Below are 22,160 nucleotides of genomic sequence, written 5' to 3' on the forward strand. Positions count from 1 at the left end.
CTGTGGACCCCTCCCGCATCGAATCGGAGTTCCCCGCACCCTCATACCGCGGGGCGCAGGAGACCGCCCTCGGGCGCATCCGCGAGGCGTTCGAGGACGGCAACGACGTGGTGCTCGTCCGCGCGCCGACGGGGAGCGGGAAGTCCCTGCTCGCGCGGGCCATCGCGGGGTGTGCGCGTCGGCCGGGCGAGGCCGAACCCCACCAGCCAGTGGGGGCGTACTACACCACGCCGCAGGTCTCGCAACTGGACGACGTGGCCGGTGACGACCTGCTGGAGGACCTCTCCATCATCCGCGGGAAGGGCAACTACGACTGCATCCTGCCGGGCGAGACGAACACGCCGGTCGACCGGGCGCCCTGCGCCCGCGAGCGGGGGTTCGACTGCCCCGTGGAGCACAAGTGTCCGTACTTCTCCGACCGGGCGATCGCCTCGAACCGGAGCATCGCGGCGATGACGCTCGCGTACTTCATGAAGACGGCCGGGTCGGACGTGTTCGGGATGCGCGACGTGGTCGTCGTCGACGAGGCCCACGGGCTCGCGGAGTGGGCCGAGATGTACGCGACACTGGACCTCTCGCCGCGGACGATCCCGCAGGTCGTCTGGGAGGCCTGCGAACCGCCGAACGTCGACCGCATCGCCGACGTGGAGGGGTACGCCGAGCGGTTGCGGACGACCTGCCAGCGCCGGCAGAAGGAGCTCCGGTCGAAGGTGGAACTCTCCGCGGCGGAGGCGGGCGAGCGCGACCGGCTGGCCGAACTGGTCCGCGACCTCGGGTGGTTCCTCGAGGACCTGCGTGACCTCGACTCCCAGACCACGTGGGTGGTCGACCAGCACGAGGGCGCCGGCACCGCCGTCTCGGTCAAGCCGATGGACCCCGCGCGGTACCTCCACCACACGGTCTGGGACCGGGGGTCGAAGTTCGCGCTCCTGTCGGCGACCATCCTGAACAAGGACGCCTTCTGTCGCGGGGCTGGTCTCGACCCGTCGACCGTCGCGCTCGTCGACGTGCCCCACACGTTCCCCGTCGAGAACCGGCCGCTCTACGACGTGACACAGGGGAAGATGACCTACGAGCACCGCGACGAGACGCTCCCGAAGGTGGCTCGCACCATCGTCCGCCTGATGCAACACCACCCCGACGAGAAGGGGCTGGTCCACGCCCACTCCTACGCCATCTCGGACCGCCTCGTCTCGCTCCTGAACGACTTCGGCGTCGGCGACCGGGTCCGGACCCACGACAAGGAGAATCGCGACGCCGCGCTGGAGGGGTGGAAACGGTCGGACGGGTCGGACCTGTTCGTCTCGGTGAAGATGGAGGAGGCGCTCGACCTGAAGGGCGACCTCTGTCGCTGGCAGGTGCTCTGCAAGGCACCGTACCCCAACACCCGCGATTCGAGAGTGGCCGCCAGACTGGAGGAGGGGCAGTGGGCGTGGTACTACCGCACGGCGCTCAGGACCGTCATCCAGGCCTGCGGGCGCGTCGTCCGTGCGCCCGACGACTACGGCGCGACGTACCTCGCCGACTCGTCCCTGCTCGACCTGTTCGAGCGCGCGAAGGCCGACACCCCCGGCTGGTTCACGGAGCAGGTCGACCGCGTCTCGACGCCGGACCTGCCGTCGTTCCAGCCGAGCGCGGCAGTCGAGAGCGTCGGCGGGAGCGCCAGTGGTGCGGGTGGGCTGGGCGGTTCGAGCGGCTCGTCGGCGTCGAGCGTCGGGTCGCGTTCGGGCTCTCGGTCCGGGTCGAGCTCGTCCTCCTCGTCGGCCGACGACGACTACGCGAACCACCCGCTCTCGGACGTCTGGGGCGAGTAGGCAACGCTCTTGTCGGTCGGCCGACTCGTCCCACGCGTGTCCACGCCCTCCAGACGCGGCCTCCTCGCCTCGCTCGCCACCGCCGGGAGCGCCACCCTCGCCGGCTGTTCGAACCCCTTCGGCCGAACCGACTGCACCGTCGGTGACCGACTCGCCGGCGACTGGTCGCAGGCGGGTGGTGGCCCCGCCCACACCGGCCGTGGGACCGGTCCCGGCCCCGACTCGAACCGCATCGCGTGGCGTGTCGGCCTCGGCGAGGAGCGCGCCGTCGGCTCGCTCGCGTACGCCGACGGCACGCTCTACGCCACCGGCAGCCGGATCGCCGACCGCGAACGGGTCGGGTCGCTCACCGCGCTGGACGCCGCCACGGGGGCCACGGAGTGGTCGGCCACGCCGCCCGGAAGCCCGCACGGCACCCCCGCGGTCACCGACGACCGGATCATCCTCCCCAGTCGCCCCACCGACCCGGATGCCGGGTTCCTCACCGCGTTCGACCACGCCGGCGAGGCGGTGTGGCGCGAACCGTTCGACACGCGCCTGACCGCCGCGCCGACGGTCCACGACGGGACGGTCTACCTCGGTCTCTGGGACGGCACGGTCCGCGCCTACGACGCCGACGACGGCACCGAGCGCTGGCGGGTCCGGTTCGCCGACGAGCGCGAGGAGGGGAGCGTCTACGACACCCTCGCCGTCGCGGACGACCGGCTGTTCGTCGGCGTCGCCAGTTCCCGTGAGGCGGGGCTCTACGCCCTCTCGCCCGACGACGGGTCGGTCGAGTGGCGCGCGCTCCCGAACACACAGTTCACGTCCGGTCCCACCGCGGCCAGCGGCCGAGTGGCGGTCGCCTCTCGGTTCGGGCAGGTGACCGGGGTCGACACGGCGACCGGCGAGGTCGAGTGGGCCGACGGGCTCGTCTCGTCGCGAACGAGTCCGGCGGCCTTCGGCCCCGACGCGGCGTACCTCGCGGACGACTCTGTGTTCGCGTTCGACGCCGAGACCGGGGACCGGCGCTGGCGTGTCGACTCGCGGGTCCGGGCGCGTTCCCGTCCCACCGTCGGCGACGGCGCCGTGTTCGCCCCCGGTCCGGACGGGGTGGTCGTCCTCGACCCCGACGACGGCGACGTCCGCTGGCGGTTCCGCGAGCCCGTGACCACCGCCGCCGTCCTCGCCGGTGCGGTGCTGTTCGTCGGCCAGCCCGACGGCCGGGTGGCGGCGCTGGCCGACTGCTAGCGCTCGCGTCGGTAGCGCTCGAACGTCGTCTCGCCCAGCGTGTCCCGGTGGCCCTCGTTCGGCCCCCCGGCGAGTGTCAGCAGGCGGGCGTCACGGAGGTACCGCTCGACGTGCTTCTCCGTCGTGTAACCGATGCCGCCGTGGAGCTGCATCGCTTCGTTGGCGTTCTCCACCGCGGCCTCCGTCGCCGCCACCTTCGCCATCGCGAACTCGTGGCGGTGGTCCTCCCCTCGGTCGGCGAGGGCCGCGGCACGGAACGTCAGCAGGCGCGCCGTCTCCACCCGCATCGCCATCTCGCCCGCCCGCCAGCGGACGCCCTGCCGGTCGCCGATGGCCGACCCGCCCTGCTCGCGTTCGGCGGTGTACGCGACTGTGTCCTCCAGCGCGGCACGGGCGATGCCCACCCCACGGGCGGGGACGTTCACCCCCGTCGACAGCGTCGAGCGCTGGCGGTACGCCCCTCCGACCGGTCCGATCCGCCGGTCGTCTGCAACCCGCACACCGTCGAGCCGAACCTTCGGCGACTTGACCGGTCGTGCGCCCATCGTGTCCCACACCTCCTCGACGTCGAACTCGGCCGTCGGCACGAGGAACGCCGTCACGCCGTCCGGGAAGGGGGCCTCCGGGTCGTCCCGGGCGTACACCAGCACCTCGTCGCCGTCGAGGTAGTTCGTCACCCAGCGCTTGTGGCCGTCCAGCAGCCACTCGTCTCCCACCTTCGTCGCCGTCGTCTCCATCCCGGACTTGTCGCTCCCGGCGTGTTCCTCGCTCAACCCGAGCGCACCGACCGTCTCGAAGCGGGCCATCTCGGGGAGCCACCGCTCGCGCTGTTCGCCCGTACCGAACCGCTCGACGACGGTTGCCACGCCGAGGTGGAGCGCGAGCGCACTCGCCACCGGCATCAGCGCCGCCGAGAGCTCCTCGACCAGCACCACGAGGTCCACGAGGCTCCCGCCCTTCCCGCCGTACGCCTCGGAGAGCGTCAGCCCGGTCCAGCGCCGGTCGCCGAGTTCACCGAGTATCTCCGCCGGGTACTGCCCTTGTCGGTCGAGGTCGATGGCCCGTGGCCGAACCTCTCGCTCGGCGAACTCGCGGGCCGCCTCGCGCAACGCCCGCTGGTCGTCGGTGAGTTCGAACATACCCGCGGGTCGCGGCGGGGGGTGAAGAAGGCGGGGGCAGGGCTCCTTGCGCGGACTCCGCTCGAAACCTCGCGGCTCGCGTGTCGCTCACTGCGTTCGCTCCCGCTCGCGACTTGGAGGAACCGAGCGGCGCTCGGTTCCTCCCTACCCGAAGATGAACGCGGCGAAGTACGCCACGGATGAGGAGATCATCAGGAACGCGAAGACGAGGGCGATGACCTTCTGTCGATCCATACGCCGAACAGCGGCCGTAGCGACATAAATCGGGCGGCCTAGTCGAACAGCGTGCCCGCGTCGCGCTCCGCGACCGCCTGCTTGAATCCCACCTCCTCACACCGCTCCTTGAACGCCACGCCCTCCGGCGTGTGCCGGGCCATCCCGTCGAACAGCGTGGCGAACGTCTGGGTCAGTTCGAGGCCCATCGCCTCCACGGCCTTGTTCACGGCGAGCTTCCCCATCGCCAGCTGGTTCGCCGGGACGCCGGCCATCCGGTCGACCAGCCGCGAGACCTCGGCGTCGAGTTCGGCGGCCGGGTACGCCCGGTGGACCAGCCCCGACCGCTCGGCCTCGCGGCCGTCTATCAGGTCGCCCGTGAGGAGCATCCGCTTCGCCCCCTCCATCCCCAGCCGGTACACCCACATCGCCGTCGTCGGACAGCCCCAGACCCGCGCCGGCGGGTAGCCGATCGTCGCGTCCTCGGCCATCACCACGAGGTCCGCACAGAGCGCGATGTCGCTCCCGCCCGCGACGGCCGGGCCGTCAACCTTCGCCACGACCGGGGTCTGCGAGCGCCAGAGGCTCATGAAGTCCCGCGTGTTCTGCTTCATCAGCGCGTAGTCCTCCATCGGGTCCCACGGCAGCTCCTGACTGCCGGGGACCGGGCGCTCGGCCTCCGCGAATATCTGCAGGTCGTAGCCCGAGCAGAACGCGTCGCCCGCCCCCTCCAGCACGACCACCCGCGCGTCGTCGGCGTCCGCGAACGCCACCGCCTCGCGGAGCGCCCCCGGCATCGTCTCGGTGATGGCGTTGTACCGCTCGGGCCGGTTCAGGACCACCCGACCGACCCGCCCCTCGCGCTCGTAGCGCACCTCCGCGTCCGTGCCGAACGTCTCGCTGGCGTCCATGGCGCCGCTCCGGCGGGGCGGCGCTTCAATCCGGGGGCCGGTCCGTCGCGGTGCCTACAGCTCCACTCGCTTCCCGCCCTTGTACACCGCGACCGGCTCCCGCAACGATCCGACGTCCGAGAGGGGGTCGTCGGCCACCACGAAGTCCGCGTACCGGCCCGCCTCCAGCACTCCCACGTCGTCGCCGGGGACGGTCCGCGCGGCCACGCCCGTCGCCGCCTCGATGGCCGCCTGCTCGTCGAACCCGATCTCCTCGACGAGCAGCTCCAGTTCCAGCGCGTTCTCCCCGTGCGGGACGAGGGCCGGGCCGAGGAAGTCCGTCCCGGTGGCGATGGCGACGCCGGCCTCGTGGGCCCGCGTGATGGAGTCGACGTGCGCCTCGTAGGCCTCGCGGGCCTTCCGCAGGCCGTGCTCCGGGACGCCGTGGTCCGCGCCGTACTCCACGATGCGGTGCATGATGGCCATCGTCGGGACGAACGTCGCGTCCGTCTGGACGAACAGCTCCAGCGTCCGGTCCTCGAGGTAGAACCCGTGCTCGATGGTGTCGACGCCGTTCTCCAGCGCCCGCTCGACGCCGGCGGTCCCCTGTGCGTGGCTGGCGACCGGGATGCCGACCCGGTGGGCCTCCTCGACGAGCGCCTGCACCTCCCGGTCCGTGAACTGGCTCTGGTCCGGGGCGTCCCGCTCGGAGAGGACTCCGCCGGTCGTCATGATCTTCAGGCAGTCGACGCCGTCGCGCACCCGCTTTCGGGCCTCCTTTCGACACTCGTCGGCGCCGTCGGCGAGCGTCGAGATGCCGATACCGGTGTCGACCACCCACTCGTGCGGGAGCGAGTGGCTGTCGCCGTGGCCGCCAGTCTGGGAGATGGCCTGCCCGCTCGTGTAGATGCGCGGACCGGGTATCTCCCCGGCGGCGACGGCGTCGCGCAGGCCGAGTCCGGTCGTCGACCCCACGTCACGGACGCTCGTGAACCCGGCCGAGAGCAGCGAGCGGAGGTCCGCCGTCGCCCGCGCCGTCCCGAGCGCCGTCGACTCGGTGACCCAGTCCATCGGGTCCATCGTCCGACTCCCCTGGAGGTGGAGGTGAGCGTCTATCAGCCCCGGGAGCACCGTCTCGCCGGAGTGGTCGACCCGGTCGCCCACCTCCGGCACGTCCTCCTGTGTCCCCACCGTCTCGACGCGGTCGGCCGTGACGAGGACCCGTGCGTCCTCGATGGTCTCGCCGTCGCCCGTCAGGAGCGTCCCGCAGTCGACGTGGTAGGTCGTCTCGTCGGTCATACCCGCGAGGTCGGGTGGGGCGCTGTTAAGTCGTTGGGCGGCCCCGCCGTCGCGGGAAACCACTTAAGCGACCTCCGTACGACGGCCGGGTATGTCACTCCGACTCGACGGACAGACCGTGTTCGTCACCGGTGCGGCCTCCGGACTCGGCCGACAGATCACCACCCGCGCGGCGGGCGAGGGCGCGTTCGTCGTCGCCACCGACGTGGACGACGACGGCGGCGAGCAGACCGTCGCCGAGGCCGAGGACGCCGCCGCGGGGGCCGGTGGCGCGACCTACTACCACCTCGACGTCACCGAGGCCGACGCGTTCCACGACCTCGTGGACGCCGTCGCCGAGGAGCGTGGCCTCGACGGCATCGTCAACAACGCCGGCATCGGCCACCCGCCGAACCTCGCCGAGGACGTCTCGCAGAGCACGCTCGACTACATCATCGACGTGAACGTCCGCGGCGTCTGGAACGGCTGTCAGGCCGCGCTCCCGCACCTGAAGGCGAACGACGACGGCGGGGCCATCGTCAACGTCGCGTCGCTCGCCGCCGTCCTCGGGATGCCCCAGCAGTCGGCCTACTCGCTGACGAAGGGCGCGGTGCTCAACTACACCCGTGCCGTCGCCGCCGAAGCGGGTCGGGACGGCGTGCGCGCCAACGCCGTCTGTCCGGGCGTCGTGGACACGCCGCTCGGCTCGCAGGTGTTCGCCGGGATGGCCGACGACCCGGAGGAGGGCCGCGAGAAACTCGCCAGACAGTACCCGCTCGGCCGACTGGGCGAACCCGACGACGTGGCCGCCCCGACCTGCTTCCTCCTCTCCGACGAGGCCGCGTGGATAACGGGCCACGGCCTCGTCATCGACGGCGGCTTCTCCTCCGCGTAGTCCCCGCACGTCGCCGCGACCCTCGCGACTTTCATCTCTCGTGACATATGGTGGCGTATGTCCGACGACGGGACGGACCTCGACCGCTTCGTCGAGCCCTCCGAGACGGTCATCCGCGCCATCGAGATCCTCGCCGCCTACCTGCTGGTGGGCCTGTTCGGCATCGGCGTCCTCGACCTGCTCATCTCCATCTTCGAACTCGTGCGGACGGGCGTCATCTTCGACCCCGACGAGGGGATCGACGCTATCCTCACGGTCATCGACAAGGCGCTGTTGCTGTTCATCATCGTCGAGCTCTACCAGACCGTCGTCGCCTACTCGCGCGAGGAGAGCGTCACCCGCATCGTCATCGTCGCGGGCCTCATCGCCGTCGCACGGAAGATAATCAGTTTCCGACCGGGTGACTTCGAGACGCTGGAGGCACTGTTCGTCAACGCCGCCGCCTTCTCGCTGCTGTTGCTGGTGCTCGTCGTCGCCTACTACGTCGTCCAGAAGACCGAGACGGAGGCCGTCTAGTCGGAACGGCGGAGCAGCAGCGCCGCCGCGAGCATCGCCAGCACGCCCATCAGCGGCGTGAAACCGGGCAGCGAGACGGCGGTGGTCGTCGTCGGTGGTTCCTCGGTTGGCGTCCCGCTGGCCGTCGGCGTGGCGGAGGCCGTCGGTGTGGCGGTGGCCGTCACCGTCGCGGTGGGGGTCGGGGTGTCGTCGCCGACCTCGACACCGACGACGGTCACGCCCGCCGCCTCTCTGTCCCCGTCGACGGCCCCGAGGGTCTGGTTCCCCGCGCTGTCGATGGTGACCCGGACCTCACCGGCGCCGTCGGTCGTCCCGACCACGTCGCCGTCGATGGTCACGTCGGCCCCGCGGACGGGTTCGCCGTAGGCGTTCGTCACGCTCACGACGGTCGACTCGCCGACCACGACCCGCTCGTTCGTCGGCTCGACGGTGATGCGGTCGACACGCTGGGTCGTCAGTTGGATGGTCCTCGGGGACTCACCGACGCTGACGATAGCGAGCTCTCGCTCGTAGCCGTCTTTCGTCACCGTCACCTGCTGCTGGGTGTTCACGCCGAGGATGAAGCCGACCCGGCCGTCGGCGGTGGTGTTCGAGGTCCCCACGTTGGCGATGCGGACGGTCGCCTGGTTGATGGGGCGTGGGTCCTCGAAGTGGTCGTCGAGCACTCGGAACGTCATCTGCACGCTGTCGGAGCGCATGTCGACGCTCTGCATGACGCTCCCCGAGGTCACCCGGAGTCGCGTCTCGTTGATGAGGTAGCCCGGTTTGACCGTCCGGAGTGTGTAGGTCCGCTGCTCGACGCTCCGGGTGGTGTACACGCCGTTGCTGTTGGTCCGACCGCGGTCGACGACCTGCCCGTCGGCGACCAGTTCGACCGTCACGTTCGCCAGCCGGCCGTCCTGGTCGGAGGCGGTGACGGTCGCCTGTCCCTGTCGGGCCACCTCGATGGTGACCTCCTCGTTCGAGGCGTCCTCGACCTGGACGGGGACGTTCCGGACGTACCGGTCGTCGCTCACGGTCAGTTCGACGTCCGCCCCCTCCGGGACGTCGACGAACGCCCGCCCGTTGCTGGCGGTGTCGGCGCTCGTGGTACCACCGCTCCAGGACGCTTCGATGGTCACCCCGCCGACGCCGTCGCCGTCCTGATTCACCACCGAGACGGTGAGTGTCACCTGTTCCTGCTGTGTCGTCGTCCCGGCCGCCGCGAAGGGGGCGAACCCCGACGCGAGGGTCAGGAGGACGACGAACGTGAGGACCGGGAGTCGTCGCATACCCAGACACTCATCGCGCGGATATTTATATCCGCGGGGCCCGGACCGTCGGCGCTGCCGCTCTCGGCGGGCGAAAACGGGAGAGAACCGGGGAGAGCGTGGTCGGTGACGAGGCGTCAGGCGCGGGAGCGCGCCAGCAGCGCCGCCCCGACGAGCGAGACGACGGCGATGCCGTCGCTCTCGGGGCCCGCCTCGGCGTCGCTCGAGACGTTCGCGTGGACGACCTGTCCAGACTCACCGGCCCGGACGACGAGGATGCCACGGTCGTTGTCGTGGGCCGTCAGCTCGGCACCGCTCTCGGTGGTCACGGTCGCGTTCGTGCTGGCCGTGGCGTCGAGGTTCACCGCCATGCCACCGATTCTGGCGTGCGCGCGCCTCAGCCCCGCGGTTTATCCACTTGTTCGGCCAGCTCGGCGACCGACTCGGGGTCGACGGTCGGGACGGCACCGGGGACGGTGGTCGCCAGCGCCCGGGCGGCGATGGCCCGCCTGAGCGCGTCCTGTGGGTCCTCGTCGTCCAGCAGCGCGGCGACGAGCGCACCGGCGAAGGCGTCGTCCCGGCCGCTCGGGTCCGTCACGTCCACGTCCGGGTTCGGGTACTCGTGGACGGTGGCGTCGTGCCAGAGCACGCACGTCCGCTCGCGGGGGATGGCGACGTACTCGAAGTCGTGGGCGCTCGCGACGCCGTGGGCGAGTTCGGCCGGCTGCCCCCCCCGGTCGAGGACGGCGGCGAGTTCGGCCTCCGTGGCGACGAACAGGTCGACGGCGCTGAAGAACTGGGTGAGCAACTCGCCCGCCTCCTCGCCGCTCCAGAGCCACGGCCGGTGCGAGACCGAGAATGCCGTCAGCGCCCCGTTGTCCGCCGCGGTCTTCAGGAACCGGGCGCTCGCGCCGGCGAGGTCCGTTGAGAGCGCCGGCGTCGCGCCCGTCAGGTAGGCCGCGTCGGCGTCCTTCACCCGGTTGACCGGGATGTCGTCCATCGTCAGCGTCGTGGCCGCCGAGTCCAGCCGGTCGTCGACCCGGCGGTCGCCCCGCGGGGTCGGCCCGTGCTCGAAGAAGCTCAACCCCTGTCGACCGTCGCCCCACGACACCTCCACGTCGAGGTCGTACCCCCGGAGTTCGCTCGCCACGCGCCGGCCCAGCGGCGTGTCCGGCAGCCGTGACATCCACGTCGCGGGCGTCCCCAGCCGTCGCGCCGCGATGGCGGCGTTGCTCTCCGGCCCGGCGGCCTGTACCTGCAGCCGACGGGTCGTCTCCAGTCGCTCGGCCCCCGGCGGCGAGAGGCGGAGTGCCGTCTCCCCGAACGTCACCAGCATACTCGGGCCGTGGAGGGCGGGGGGCCTATAGCTTCGTGTGCGTCACGGGTCGCCCGTCGTCACTACGTGTCTGGATACCCGGGACACAGACAGTCACGATAGGTAATATTGCGCCAAATCTACATTTACCTCGACCTGTGACCGAGCTCAAACTGGTGTCAGACTATGGCGACAAAGATGCCTGCCACGGAGGAACTGATCGAGTACGAAGAGCGGTTCATCGACGAGGTCTGGAACGGCCGGAACCTGGACCTCATCGACGAGATGGTGGCCGAGGACTACGTCGGCCACTGGTTCGCGGCCGGCGAGGGCGGCGAGGACGTCGACCGCGAGGGCCTCCGCGAGTTCATCGCCGAGGTCCACGAGGGGTTCTCCGACTACCACATGGAACCGGAGTTCATGATCGGTCAGGACGACATGATCGCCGTCGGCTTCACCTCGGGCGGCACCCACGACGGGGAGTTCATGGGTATCCCCGCGACCGGCAAGTCCGGCGAGACGCCCGGTATCTTCGTCCACCGCATCGAGGACGGCGAGGCCGTCGAGGCGTGGGCGACGTGGGACTCGCTCGGCCTGCTCCAGCAGGTCGGCGTCGTCCCCGAACAGTTCACGCTGACCGCGTTCCTCGAGACGGCCGCGAACCTGGCGAAACAGGACGTCCTGAAGCTCGCCCGACGGGACCGGGACTGAGCTAGTCGCGCCGGCCCTGGTGGCCGGGGTAGTCCCGCTCGAACCGGTCCTCGATCTCGTCGCGCGAGAACTCCAGCAGCACGGGCCGCCCGTGCGGGCACGCGTAGGGGTTCTCGCAGGCGTCGAGTTCTTCCAGCAGCGAGACGACCGTCCCCTCCCCGAGCGACTCGTTGCCCTTGATGGCGGGGTAGCAGGCCATGTCGCCCAGCAGGTGGTCGACCGCCTCCGAGACGGTCTCGGCGGGGTCGCCGTGCACGAGGTCAGAGAGCAGGTCACGGACCAGCTCGGGGGCCTCCGCGTCGGCCAGCGTCGCCGGCACCGTCCGCACCGCCACCGTCCGGTCGTCGACGAGGTCCGCGCGGAACCCCAGCCGTGAGAGCGCCTCGCGCCCGTCACGGAACAGGTCGGCCTCCCGCGCGGTCACCTCGACCTCGACCGGCGAGACGAGCGTCTGGGTCGCCACGTCGCCGGCGAAGCGCTCGCGCAGCGCCTCGTAGTTCACCCGCTCGTCCGCCGCGTGCTGGTCGATCAGCAGGAGGCCGTCGTCGGTCTCCGCGACGAGGTAGGTGTCGTCGTACTGCCCGAGTACCCGCATCGCGGGCAGGCGGTCGAACGCGGGGGTCTCGACGGTCTCCGAAGTGTCGGCACCGTCCCCGAGCGTGGCCTGTGCGGGACGCTCGCTGAACCGGCGGTGCGGGTCGTCGGCCACGGTGGTCGTCGTCCCGTCCCGGTCGGCCGTCTGCGCCGGCTCCGACGCGGGGGCCGGCTCTGGTTCCGAGTCCGCACCCGTGTCGTCGCCGTCGTCGTCGGCTCGCCACCGCGTCTCCGGGCCGAACTCGACGCTCGCCTCGCGCTCTGCGGGCGGGGCGGGGCGGTCCACGTCGTCGCCCGGCGCGGGGTCGAGGTCCACGCCGTCCTCGTCCACGGACTCGTCACGCCACCGACCCGCCGCCCGCCGCGGCTCCGCGCCCGTCCCGGCCAGCGAGTCCGACTCCCTGACCGCCCGCTCGGGCGATATCTCGGTCTGCTCGGCCTGCGAGCGCCCACGCGGAGCCGACGAGCGAACGAGACCCGCATCGAGGAGGGCGTCACGGACCGCCGTCCGGACCTGCCGACGTACCGCGTCCTCGTCGCTGAACCGGACCTCCATCTTCCGGGGGTGGACGTTCACGTCGACCGACCCGGGGTCGAGGTCGAGCGACACCACCGCGAACGGGTAGCGGTCCGGCGCGAGTTGCGTGTCGTAGGCCGCCACGACGGCCTCCCGGACGGCGCTCGCGGTCACGTACCGCCCGTTGACGAACACGGTGAGGTAGTCCCGCGAGGCACGGGTCGTCTCGGGGTGCGAGACGAGGCCCGACACGCCCCCGAGCGGCCCCTCGCCGCTCCCCTCGACGGGGACCATGTTCGCGGCCACCTCCCGGCCGTACACCGAGAGCACCGCGGCCTGCAGGTCGCCCTGCCCCGTCGTGGCGAACGTCTCGCGGTCCCCGTGTTCCAGCGTCACCGCCACGTCCGGGTTGGCCAGCGCGTACCCCGTCACGACGCGGTTGACGTGGGCGAACTCCGTCGAGTCCTGCTTGAGGTACTTCCGGCGCGCCGGGACGTTGTAGAACAGGTCCCGGACCTCCACCGTGGTCCCCTCGGGACACCCCACGGGCGAGACGTCCGTCACCTCGCCGCCCTCGACCGTGAGTTCGGTCCCCGTCGCCGTCCCCTGCTTTCGGGTGCGTACCGTCAGCCGCGAGACGCCGCCGATGGCGTAGAGCGCCTCGCCCCGGAAGCCGAGCGTCCCGATGCCGGACTCGAGGTCGTCGATGTCACGGAGCTTCGAGGTGGTGTGTTCCTTCACCGCCTCGCGGACCTCGCGTTCGGTCATCCCGCGCCCGTCGTCGCGGACGGTGATGGCTCCCTTCCCGCCGTCGTCGACGGTGACGGTGACCCGCGAAGCGTCGGCGTCGATGGCGTTCTCGACGAGTTCCTTCACCGCCGAGGCGGGCCGCTCCACGACCTCGCCGGCGGCTATCTGGCGGACGGTGGCGTCGTCCAGTCGGCGTATCTCTCCCTCCCCCTCGCGCTCGTCGGACTCGGACTCGCCCATTCGTCGGGAGAGATGGGTCTGTCCGTCATCAATGCCCCGGCCGCGACTGGCGGCGATTCGGCCCCGCCGTTCGCCACGGCACGGTTCCTCGACACCCGCGTGTCGGTCGCTTCGCCCAGTCCCGCTCGCGGCCTACATCAACTGCGACTTCTCCGCCACGTCGTACTTGTAGAGTTCGACCGGCCCGCCCGCGAAGCCTCCGACCTTCCCCTGGAACGCCTCGAAGTGCTCGCTCGTCATGTGGGCGTTCACGGCGTCCTCGTCCTCGTACTCCTCGAAGATGCGGACGGTGTGCTCGTCGTCCACGTCCGTCGTCACGCGGTAGTCGACGACGCCGTCCTCCTCGCGGGAGGCCTCGCCGAGTTCGGTGAGCGCCTCCATCGCCGCGTCGCGTTCGTCCGGGTCGATCGGGATGATGGCGTACTGGACTATCGTCATCGTCCGTCCGTCGCCGGCGGGGGTCAAAAAGGTACGTCGGGGGGTGCGCGGACGGGTGTCGTCGGGGGGGTTTACTACACTCCCCCCTGAACGCCCGCCCACATGTACGGGGGGCACTACCCGCCGCTGGCGTTCGACGCGCGGGCCCGACCGCCGCCGCTCCGCTTCGAGGACCGGACCGGGCGCACCATCGACATCCGCGAGTACGGCGACGGCCCCGTCGACGACGAGTACGGCGCGCTGGTCGGGTGTTACCTGACGTTCGCCCCCCGCCACCGCTCGTTCGGCCTGCCTCCCACCGACGAGGACCGCATCCGCGCGTGGCAGGACACCATCCTCCGGGGCCACTGCGTCGTCGCGTGGCACGGCGACCGGGCGGTGGGTCAGGCCGTCCTCGTCCCCGACGGCGAGGGGGACCACGAGTTCGCCATCTTCGTCCACCAGGACTACCACGCGGCCGGTATAGGGACCCAGCTCACCCACGCCGTCCTCGCGCTGGGTCGCGACCGGGGCGTCGACCGGGTCTGGCTGCTCGTCGAGGGGTCGAACCGCGACGCCGTGCAACTCTACCGCGAGGTGGGGTTCACCCTCCGCGACCGACAGGGGCCGGAACTCGAGATGTGGCTGGACATCGTCGCGGCCGCCTGAGCCGCCGATCCCGGAGCCTACAGTCCCTCGAGGTCCCAGCCGACGAACTCGCCCTCCGGTTCGACCGCCAGCGCCTCCAGCGCCCGCGCGGTCATGAGGTACTGGCCGGCCAGCAGCGTCACGCCGACGACCGTCCGGTCGTCGACCCACTCGCGCTCGGCGAACGCCGCGTACGTCGCGTCGTCGACCTCGCCGGTCACGACGGCCCGGGCGTAGCACGCCAGCGCCTCGTCGTCAGCGTCGAACGCGTCGAACTCGCCCGCGCGTACCGTCAGTATCTCCGTCTCGGTCAGCCCGAACTCGAGGCCGAGCGGGACGTGCTGGTGCCACTCGTAGACGGCGTCGAGTTCGCTCGCGACGGTGAGGACGACGAGTTCGACCGCGCGGCGGTCGAGGCCGGCCTCGCGCCACAGCGTCGACCCCCAGCGCATGTACGACTGGAGGACTGGTGGGTCGTTCGCGAACGCGCGGAAGATGTGCAGCGGGCCGAGGCTGTTGTCCTCCAGCAGCGAGGCGTACTCGTCTGGCAGGTCCTCGGACTCGAGGTACGGGACGCGGGCCATGCCACCTGCTGGCGTGCCGGTGAGAAAACCCTCTCTCCTCAGGGTGCCGGGTCGTCTACCGCCCGACGGAGGGCGCGGCGCTGGCGCCGCCGCTCCAGTCGCTTCCGTGCTCCCTCGGGCGTGACCCACGCGTGGTCGTCGTGCTCGTCGCTCAACTCGACGCCACGGGCCTCCACGCGCCCCCGGTAGTAGACGAAGAACTTCCCGCGCTTCTTCGAGCGGCGCTTGGCCGCGGTGAACACGGGTGCCTCGACGGTCGGTGAGAGGCCGGTCTCCTCGCGGATCTCGCGGCTCAGCGCCTCGACGGCACGCTCACCGGCGTCTACCTTCCCGCCGGGGAACTCCCACCGCTCTGCCTTCGAGTCGTGGACGAGGAGCAATTCCGGGCCGTCGAAGAGCAGCGCCTTCTGCGTGACGACGAACGTTCGGGGCATCTACGCCCTCCCGACCGTCGTAGCGTCGGCGGAGGTACGTCCGCGGTTGAACGAGAGCACCTTCGCCCGTATCACGTCTCCCACCTCGACGCCGTCCGGGACGTCCTCGGCGAACAGGACGAACCCCTCCACCTTCCCGACGGCGACGCGCGCTCCGGAGTGGTGGTCGGTGAACTCCGTGACGCCGAACTCGTACGTCTCGCCGAGTTCGACCGGCGGCTCGCGTTCCCGTGCGGCCTCGTGTGCGCGCTGCGACTCGCTCGCGTCGCTCGTCCGGCGCCGCAGCGCCACGGCGCCACCCGCCACGGCGAGCACGCCCGCGCCGGCGGCGAGGTAGAGTTCCAGCATACGCGACCCGTCGGCGCGGGGGAGCGTCAACCCTTCGAGCCATGCATCGCGGGCCGCGAACCGAGCGGCGGCGGGCCTACTCGACCGTGGCCCCCGCGTTGGCCGCGTACACCGCCTGGTCGCGCTCGTCGCCGAAGTAGGCGTACAGCTCCACGTCGCAGGTACACTCGGCGTCGAAACCGCACTCTGGGCAGTCCCACTCCTCGCCGAAGTAGCCCTCGAACGTGGCGACGCGACTGTTCGCGTACTGGTCGACCAGCCGCCGGTTGGCGGGGTTCTCGCGGACCCACGCGACGACGAGCGCCGGCGGGTCGGCGAACAGCGGGGCGACGGCCTTCGCGCCCAGTTCGGTTCCGATACCGCGCGAGCGCATCGACGGGTCGACCGCGATGACCTTGAAGAACGACACCGGGAAGTCGGCCGCGCGGAGCGGGGTCCGGGCCAGCACCTCGTCGACGGCGACCGAGAGTTCGTCGTCGAACGCCTCGCGGTCGAATCGGCCGGTGATGGCGAAGCCGTTCACCGTCCAGTCGGTTCGTTCGAGGTCCGCCACGTCCGTCACCTCGACGACGCCGGGGACGCCGTCGGCCCGCTCGCGGTGGACGAACAGGTGCTTGTCGGCTGCTTCGACGTACGGCCGGAACGCGTCGGGGTCCGTGATGTACGTCGGGCTGGTCGTCTCGGTACTCAGCGACACCAGTTGACTGTCCGTTCGGGACATGCGCGTGTGCCGACGACCCACGGACGCAAGGCTCTCCGGGGCGGGTCCGACTCGTGAACGGGCACCCGGTGTCCAGTTCAGCGCCGGCCGCCGGGGTCGTCCGGATGGGGCGGGCCGGGGTGGTCGAGGGCGTCGGGGTCGTCGGCCCCCGGTTCGACCGCGGTCTCGGCCCCGGTCACCCGGACCCTGACCCCGTCGGCGTGGGGTTCGGCCTCGACCTCCCAGTGGTGGACCTGCGCCAGCGTGCGGGCCACGACGAGTCCGAGTCCCGTCACCTCGTAGTGGCTGGTCTGGCCGTGTTCGAGCAGCATCTCGCAGTCGCCCGGCGGTATCGACCCGGCGTCGTCGGTCAGTTCCAGCCCGTCGTCGGTCACGCGGACCCGGACCTCGACCGGCTCACCCTCGTCGACCCGGTCGAGCGACGACTGGAACACCGACCGGAGCAGGATGGCGACCCGGAGCCGGTCGCCGTAGACGACGCCCGGCCGGTCGACCGTCACCCGGAGGGGGTCGTCCTCCAGCAGCGAGCGGGCCGACTCGACGGCCGCCACCACGTCCACGGGCTCGAACGAGGTGACGGTCTTGCTGTCGCGCATCACCCGCAGGAAGTCGCCGACGATACCGTCCATCCGTTCGGCGTGCCGGGTCACCTGCGCGAGACTCTCGGACACGAGCGTGTGGTCGTACTCGGCACGCCCCTCCTCGACCGCCTCGAGGTGCGACCCGAGGACGTCGGTGAACCCCGACACCGCGCCCAGCGGGTTCCGGAGGTTGTGCGCCGCGGTCCGGGCGAACTCGTCGAGTTGCTCGTTCTGCCGCTCGAGTTCGCGTCGCGACCGGACCGCCTCGGTCACGTCCCGGAACACGAGCGTGTGGCCGAGCAGGTGGGCGCCGGACTCGACCGGCGAGACCGACAGCGTGTAGCGTCGGTCGTCGCGTTCGTCGGTGACCTCCAGCACCCCCTCCTCCGCTCGCTCTCTCTCGACCGCCTCGGTGACGGCCCCGGCGACGACGGGCGCGACCGTCTCGACCGGCTCGTAGACCACCGCCTCGCCCGCCTCGGCGTCGGTGAACGTCTCGACGAACGCCGGGTTCACGTCCACCACGCGGCCCGTCTTGTCGACGGTCAGGATGGGGTCCCTGATGGCGGTGACGACGGTCCGGCGGGCGACGGGCGTCACGGTGAACAGGTCGTAGTTGAGCGCCGCGGCGGCCCCGATGCCGGCCAGCGTCGCCCCGAGCGGCATGTACAGCGGGTTGTGGTCGATGGGGACGGTGACGAGGTACGGGAGGGCGTTGGCTCCGGCGAGCGCCGCCGCCCCGAACAGCAACGAGAGGATGGCCCGCGAGAGGTAGCGGGTGTCGTAGAGCAGCCTGACGAGCAGGCCGGTCCCGACGACGAACGGGACGTAGGAGGCCACCGTGATGGCGTAGTGCAGCGGTCCCTTCACCGGCTCGTAGTGGACGAACGGGGTCGCGGCCAGCTCGAAGGCGGGGTAGACCAGCCCGTGGAGCGGGTTCGTCAGCGGGACCACCACCGCGACGAGGAGGAAGCCGGCGACGACCGCCTTGGCGGGCCGGTGGTCGCACAGCCAGTGGTCGGTGTACCGCGCGGCGAACCACAGCCACCCGACGGCGGCCGCCGCCGGGAGCGCGAGTTCCAGCGCCGTCGCCACCTCGGTCACCGGTCGCGAGGCCGCGGCGGCGACGTGGGTGGCGGCGACGAGCGCGGACGTGCCCACGACGGCGAAGGTGTAGACGAACGGACGGGTCCCGCGGGCGTCGTAGCGGTCGTGGACCCACCCGACGGTGGCGAAGCTCACCACGGCGGCCAGTCCGAACGCGACGATGTAGGCGAACTGCGCCGACGTGATGTTCACGAGCTAGCGCTCGGCCTGAAATTAAGTAAGCCTTTGTACACAGGGTCACGTCGTGACCGGGTTCGCCGGTCGGCCAGCACGAGTCCCCGAGCCGAACAGCCGCACGTGCCGCACGTGTCCCGTCTTCTCTCGCGTGAGGCGGTGCCACGGCGGGAATACTGACCACTATCGAAACCTACACGGTTCCTACACGAGACGGCCTAGCCGACAGAGATGACTCAGATCGACAAGCGACTCCACGACCGGAAGTTCGTCCGGACGTTCTTCACGACGCCCACGGCCGAACAGGGCGACGACGACTCCGCGAAGAAGCTACGGGGCGCCATCGGCCTCCGCGGGATGCAGGCCCCCGACGTGTGGGTCCCGGACAACGAGGACGCCACCGCGCCGAACATGCGCGACGAGGGTGCACGCAACATCGCCGAGGTCGTCGCCGAGGGCGGCGCCGAGTTCCCCGGCGAGATCCACCCCCGCGTCGTCTGGCACCGTGACTCCCCGGAGACGCGCTACAAGGGCTTCCAGCACATGCTCGAGATCGCGGACCCGGAGAACGGCGCCGTCGAGAACATCGACGGGTTCGTCATCCCCGAGGTCGGTGACCTCGACGACTGGAAGAAGGCCGACGAGTTCATCACCATCGTCGAGAACGAGCACGGCCTCGAGGAGGGCTCGCTCGCGATGTCCGTCATCATCGAGTCCGGCACCGCCGAACTCGCGATGGGCGACCTCCGCGAGGAGATGGGCAAGGCGTCGAACAACCTCCAGCGCCTGTTCCTGCTGGTCGACGGCGAGGTCGACTACACGAAGGACATGCGTGCCATCACGCCGACGGGCGCGCTGCCGGAGTGGAAGGAGCTCCGTCACAACACCTCGCGCGCCGCCTCGGCGGCCGGTCTCATCGCCGTCGACGGGCCGTTCGACAACATCCGCGACGTCGAGGGCTACCACGACCGCATCACCGCGAACAACGCGATGGGGATGCTCGGTATCTGGTCGCTCACCCCCGGGCAGGTCGTCGAGGCCAACAAGGCCCCGCTCCCGCCCGCCGACGGCTACTGGACCATCGACGCCGACGGCCGCACGGTCGAGCTGACTGAGGCGGACGGCGTGCAGGTCTACAGCGGTGACCGCGTCGAACTCGAGGAAGTCGACGGCGGCTACGAGCTCGAAGTGGGCGCGGACGAGCAGTTCCTCGAGAGCGAGGAGGAGCTCGCGGGCGCGCTGCTGGACGTCCTCGACTACGTCCCGAGCATGGACGACATCGTCGACTCGATGGAGGAGTTCGAGGCGGCCAAGGAGGCCGGCCGCGGCGCCATCGCCATCACGCAGGCCGCCACCGTCCGCATCGACGACGTGGAGGTCGACGTCTCCTCGGACCGCATGTGGGACGAGGCCACGTATCAGGCGATGCAGACGCCCATCACGCTGTTCCAGGACGTCTACCACAACCGCCCGGACCAGCACGACGACCTCGCGGAACTCTACAGCGAGGACGTCGTCGAGCGGGCCATCCAGGTCGGGAACTGAGCGGTCGACACACCCCACTTCTCTCGCGCGCCGGCCGGCGAGCGACGGCACCGTCGGGTGAACGGCTAAGTTCCGGAACGACGAGGGGTGGGTATGGACCTCGACCTGTCCGAGGCGATGAGCAGCGGTGGCAACCGACTGAAGACCAGTCTGCCGGGCGTCGAAGTCGTCACGCAGGTGCCCGACGCCGACCTCGAGGAACTGGAGGCGCTCCACGAGCGGCAACTGCAACTGGCGCTCGCCCACGCCGAGGAGGCGAAGGAAGCGACGCGGATGTGACCCGTCTCGGGACGGCATCGTCCCGAACTAAGGAACATGTCAACAGTCTTGCTCCCGCCGCGCCTGTAGCTCAGATGCACAGCCGCGCCCTCGGCCCGGCCGTGTAGCATCCATGAGCGACGACCCGACCGCTACCCCAGGCTCGGCACCGACAGCGGACGTCTCAGACGGCGGCCTGCGAGCGGCCCTGACGTGGCTGCTCGTCGACCGGAAACGGGCGGCGCTCTGGACCGTCACGTTCGCGCTCGTCGCCGCCCTCGTCTACGTCGGGTGGCGGTACGTCGGCACGCTGGCGATCGCCCTGTTCGTCTACTACGTGACCCGGCCGGTGTTCCGGCGCGTCCACGGGCGCATCGAGGGGCGGACGACCGCCGTGGGCGTGACGCTGATCGCGGTGGCGCTGCCGCTCCTGATCATCGTCGGCTGGGCGTTCGCCATCCTCGCGTCCGCGCTGACCCGGTTCCTCGACTCCGACAGTTTCGACGACCTCGGGGGGGTCTTCGAACCGTACCTCGACGTTCAAGCGTATCTCACCGAACTCCCCGGATTCGTCGCCGGGGTGCTGGAGGACCCGTCCACACTCTCTGACATCGGCATCCCGGCGCTCGTCGGGGATGTCTGGGGGTCCCTCGTCGCTTGGGCCGGGACGGCGTTCAACGCCGGCATCCACGCGTTCATCGTCCTCATCGTCGTCTTCTACCTGCTCCGAGACGACTACCGCATCGCCCGCTGGGCGCGCACGACGGTCCTCGAGGAGGGGGGCGTCGTCGACCGGTACGTCACGACCGTCGACCGCGACCTCCACAACGTCTACTTCGGCAACATCCTGAACGCCATCCTGACCGGGGTGCTCGCCTCGGTCGTCTACCTCCTGTTGAACCTCGTCGCCCCGACGGTCACCCGCATCCCCGAGGCGGCGTTCCTCGGCATCCTCGTCGGCGTCGCCAGCCTCGTCCCCGTCATCGGCATCAAACTCGTCACCTGGCCGGTCGCCGGCTACCTCCTCGCCCGGGCGCTGCTCCTCGACCCCACGACGGTCTGGTTCCCGGTCGTGTTCCTCGCCGTCTCGTTCGTCGTCGTCGACTACATCCCCGACCAGTTACTCCGGCCGTACGTCAGTGGCCGCACCCTCCACGTCGGCGCGGTGATGCTCGCGTACACGCTCGGGCCGCTCCTGTTCGGCTGGTACGGTATCTTCCTCGCCCCGCTGCTGTTCGTCGTCATCTTCGAGTTCGGCCGCATCGTGTTCCCGTGGCTGCTCGACCCCGAACGGGTGGAAGCGCGGCTCGCCGAGGAAGGGGCGGGGCCACCCGACGTGGAGCCCGAATCCGAACCGGGACCGGAGCCCGAGTCCGGCGAGTCACCGGAGGGCCCCGGCGACGACGCCGTCACCGGCGCCGACGACGACTGACCGGGCCGAGGTGCACGTGGCGTGGCCTCCCCGTCCCGGTATCCGCTCGCCTCAGTCGGCGAACTCGACGACGACGGCGTGTTCCTCGCCGTCGGTCCGGTGGCCGCAGAACGGGCAGTACTCGTAGTATCGCGCGCCGGGACGGACGTTGTAGCCGCTCGTCCGGTCACAGTCGAGGCGAGTCTTCGCCGTCACTTCCGGCGGGGTATCGCGCGGTCGCACACCCACACTCCGGTGGCCCCGGATAAATCCGTGTGGCTCGAATCGGACGATGAAGGCGACCACCGGGCGGTTCGGATGTGTGGATTCGAGGGGCACGCTGACCTCGTGGCAAGTGAATCGTTCTCGAGATGTCATCAGAACTCGGAGAGTTCTGATCGGCGAACGAGACACGTAGTGTCTCGTCAACGGCAGACGACGGTACCACGGTCGATGGCACGGCCTGTATGCCTCAAGCGGGACGACCATTCATGCTCGGAGTCACTACGCTCAGTTCCCAACGAGGAGCATACGAACCCGCAAGTTGCCTCCGCGGGTCGGTAAGCGATACCCCCCAGCG

Annotated in this window: 23 protein-coding genes and 1 pseudogene; 10 read left to right on the top strand and 14 right to left on the bottom strand. The window is 70.7% G+C overall.

The annotated features are described in order from the left end of the window. Positions 1-2: 2 nt before the first annotated feature. Positions 3-1,814 carry a helicase C-terminal domain-containing protein gene (locus N0B31_RS16520; protein WP_260592723.1) on the top strand — a complete coding sequence of 604 codons (1,812 nt, stop codon included), beginning with the start codon at positions 3-5 and terminating at the stop codon, positions 1,812-1,814. A 36-nt stretch (positions 1,815-1,850) separates the two neighbouring features. Continuing rightward, on the top strand, positions 1,851-3,044 hold the full coding sequence (locus N0B31_RS16525; RefSeq protein ID WP_260592724.1) for an outer membrane protein assembly factor BamB family protein: 1,194 nt from the start codon (positions 1,851-1,853) through the stop codon (positions 3,042-3,044). Here N0B31_RS16525 and N0B31_RS16530 read toward each other — a convergent pair. The 3 genes from N0B31_RS16530 to N0B31_RS16540 form a co-directional block, all read right to left on the bottom strand. Continuing rightward, positions 3,041-4,183 (bottom strand): acyl-CoA dehydrogenase family protein, encoded by a 1,143-nt coding sequence (locus N0B31_RS16530; RefSeq protein WP_260592725.1) that lies wholly within the window; start codon positions 4,181-4,183, stop codon positions 3,041-3,043. The two genes, N0B31_RS16525 and N0B31_RS16530, sit on opposite strands and share 4 nt — an antisense overlap. Positions 4,184-4,455: 272 nt before the next feature. Then, positions 4,456-5,307 (bottom strand): crotonase/enoyl-CoA hydratase family protein, encoded by an 852-nt coding sequence (locus N0B31_RS16535; RefSeq protein ID WP_260592726.1) that lies wholly within the window; start codon positions 5,305-5,307, stop codon positions 4,456-4,458. 54 nt (positions 5,308-5,361) lie between these two features. Further along, positions 5,362-6,585 carry a metal-dependent hydrolase family protein gene (locus N0B31_RS16540; protein WP_260592727.1) on the bottom strand — a complete coding sequence of 408 codons (1,224 nt, stop codon included), beginning with the start codon at positions 6,583-6,585 and terminating at the stop codon, positions 5,362-5,364. 91 nt (positions 6,586-6,676) lie between these two features. On the opposite strand from N0B31_RS16540, the gene N0B31_RS16545 reads away from it, so the two are divergent. Further along, the gene (locus tag N0B31_RS16545; RefSeq protein ID WP_260592728.1) at positions 6,677-7,459 is read left to right on the top strand and encodes an SDR family NAD(P)-dependent oxidoreductase; all 783 of its coding nucleotides are present in this window, start codon (positions 6,677-6,679) and stop codon (positions 7,457-7,459) included. Positions 7,460-7,516: 57 nt separating this feature from the next. Further along, positions 7,517-7,975, top strand: coding sequence for a phosphate-starvation-inducible PsiE family protein (locus N0B31_RS16550; RefSeq protein WP_260592729.1), 459 nt, complete (start codon positions 7,517-7,519; stop codon positions 7,973-7,975). On the opposite strand, the gene N0B31_RS16555 is transcribed toward N0B31_RS16550, so the two are convergent. The 3 genes from N0B31_RS16555 to N0B31_RS16565 all read right to left on the bottom strand — a co-directional run bounded on the left by N0B31_RS16555 (position 7,972) and on the right by N0B31_RS16565 (position 10,561). Beyond that, positions 7,972-9,246: a PGF-CTERM sorting domain-containing protein gene (locus N0B31_RS16555; protein ID WP_260592730.1), complete on the bottom strand. Its 1,275-nt coding sequence runs from the start codon at positions 9,244-9,246 to the stop codon at positions 7,972-7,974. The two genes, N0B31_RS16550 and N0B31_RS16555, sit on opposite strands and share 4 nt — an antisense overlap. Before the next feature lie 116 nt (positions 9,247-9,362). After that, the gene (locus tag N0B31_RS16560) at positions 9,363-9,590 is read right to left on the bottom strand and encodes a hypothetical protein (RefSeq protein WP_260592731.1); all 228 of its coding nucleotides are present in this window, start codon (positions 9,588-9,590) and stop codon (positions 9,363-9,365) included. Between the two features lie 32 nt (positions 9,591-9,622). Next, positions 9,623-10,561 carry a sugar kinase gene (locus tag N0B31_RS16565; RefSeq protein WP_260592732.1) on the bottom strand — a complete coding sequence of 313 codons (939 nt, stop codon included), beginning with the start codon at positions 10,559-10,561 and terminating at the stop codon, positions 9,623-9,625. 165 nt (positions 10,562-10,726) lie between these two features. On the opposite strand from N0B31_RS16565, the gene N0B31_RS16570 reads away from it, so the two are divergent. Beyond that, positions 10,727-11,251, top strand: a complete 525-nt coding sequence (locus N0B31_RS16570; protein ID WP_260592733.1) for an ester cyclase — start codon at positions 10,727-10,729, stop codon at positions 11,249-11,251. Position 11,252: 1 nt separating this feature from the next. Here the strand turns inward: N0B31_RS16570 and mutL are convergent, their stop codons facing one another. Both mutL and N0B31_RS16580 read right to left on the bottom strand, forming a co-directional pair. Beyond that, complete coding sequence (mutL, locus tag N0B31_RS16575) at positions 11,253-13,352, bottom strand: DNA mismatch repair endonuclease MutL (protein WP_260592734.1); 2,100 nt, start codon at positions 13,350-13,352, stop codon at positions 11,253-11,255. A 132-nt stretch (positions 13,353-13,484) separates the two neighbouring features. Then, entirely contained in the window at positions 13,485-13,790 is a 306-nt protein-coding gene (locus N0B31_RS16580) for a putative quinol monooxygenase (RefSeq protein WP_260592735.1), read from the bottom strand. Positions 13,791-13,892: 102 nt separating this feature from the next. Here N0B31_RS16580 and N0B31_RS16585 point away from each other — a divergent pair, with 102 nt between their 5' ends. Beyond that, positions 13,893-14,438, top strand: coding sequence for a GNAT family N-acetyltransferase (locus tag N0B31_RS16585; RefSeq protein ID WP_260592736.1), 546 nt, complete (start codon positions 13,893-13,895; stop codon positions 14,436-14,438). A 17-nt stretch (positions 14,439-14,455) separates the two neighbouring features. Here the strand turns inward: N0B31_RS16585 and N0B31_RS16590 are convergent, their stop codons facing one another. The 5 genes from N0B31_RS16590 to N0B31_RS16610 form a co-directional block, all read right to left on the bottom strand. Next, positions 14,456-15,001: a carboxymuconolactone decarboxylase family protein gene (locus N0B31_RS16590; RefSeq protein ID WP_260592737.1), complete on the bottom strand. Its 546-nt coding sequence runs from the start codon at positions 14,999-15,001 to the stop codon at positions 14,456-14,458. A gap of 38 nt (positions 15,002-15,039) precedes the next feature. Beyond that, positions 15,040-15,435, bottom strand: coding sequence for an NUDIX domain-containing protein (locus N0B31_RS16595; protein ID WP_260592738.1), 396 nt, complete (start codon positions 15,433-15,435; stop codon positions 15,040-15,042). Beyond that, on the bottom strand, positions 15,436-15,783 hold the full coding sequence (locus N0B31_RS16600; protein WP_260592739.1) for a TRAM domain-containing protein: 348 nt from the start codon (positions 15,781-15,783) through the stop codon (positions 15,436-15,438). Between the two features lie 76 nt (positions 15,784-15,859). Then, positions 15,860-16,504, bottom strand: a complete 645-nt coding sequence (locus N0B31_RS16605) for a hypothetical protein (RefSeq protein WP_260592740.1) — start codon at positions 16,502-16,504, stop codon at positions 15,860-15,862. 77 nt (positions 16,505-16,581) lie between these two features. Next, positions 16,582-18,384: a sensor histidine kinase gene (locus tag N0B31_RS16610; RefSeq protein ID WP_260592741.1), complete on the bottom strand. Its 1,803-nt coding sequence runs from the start codon at positions 18,382-18,384 to the stop codon at positions 16,582-16,584. A 222-nt stretch (positions 18,385-18,606) separates the two neighbouring features. Here N0B31_RS16610 and aceB point away from each other — a divergent pair, with 222 nt between their 5' ends. The 3 genes from aceB to N0B31_RS16625 all read left to right on the top strand — a co-directional run bounded on the left by aceB (position 18,607) and on the right by N0B31_RS16625 (position 21,601). Then, on the top strand, positions 18,607-19,911 hold the full coding sequence (gene aceB / locus N0B31_RS16615) for a malate synthase AceB (protein WP_260644004.1): 1,305 nt from the start codon (positions 18,607-18,609) through the stop codon (positions 19,909-19,911). A gap of 93 nt (positions 19,912-20,004) precedes the next feature. Next, the gene (locus N0B31_RS16620; RefSeq protein ID WP_260592742.1) at positions 20,005-20,190 is read left to right on the top strand and encodes a hypothetical protein; all 186 of its coding nucleotides are present in this window, start codon (positions 20,005-20,007) and stop codon (positions 20,188-20,190) included. A gap of 112 nt (positions 20,191-20,302) precedes the next feature. Next, positions 20,303-21,601, top strand: coding sequence for an AI-2E family transporter (locus N0B31_RS16625; protein ID WP_260592743.1), 1,299 nt, complete (start codon positions 20,303-20,305; stop codon positions 21,599-21,601). Between the two features lie 51 nt (positions 21,602-21,652). Here the strand turns inward: N0B31_RS16625 and N0B31_RS16630 are convergent, their stop codons facing one another. Further along, positions 21,653-21,823: a hypothetical protein gene (locus N0B31_RS16630; protein ID WP_260592744.1), complete on the bottom strand. Its 171-nt coding sequence runs from the start codon at positions 21,821-21,823 to the stop codon at positions 21,653-21,655. Positions 21,824-21,901: 78 nt separating this feature from the next. On the opposite strand from N0B31_RS16630, the pseudogene N0B31_RS22630 reads away from it, so the two are divergent. Next, positions 21,902-22,144 (top strand): annotated as a pseudogene (locus tag N0B31_RS22630) (IS200/IS605 family transposon protein TnpB); the annotation flags it as partial. Between the last annotated feature and the right edge of the window lie 16 nt (positions 22,145-22,160).

Origin of the sequence: Salinirubellus salinus (genome assembly GCF_025231485.1) — an archaeon.
GTDB classification, from domain to species: Archaea; Halobacteriota; Halobacteria; order Halobacteriales; family Haloarculaceae; genus Salinirubellus; species Salinirubellus salinus.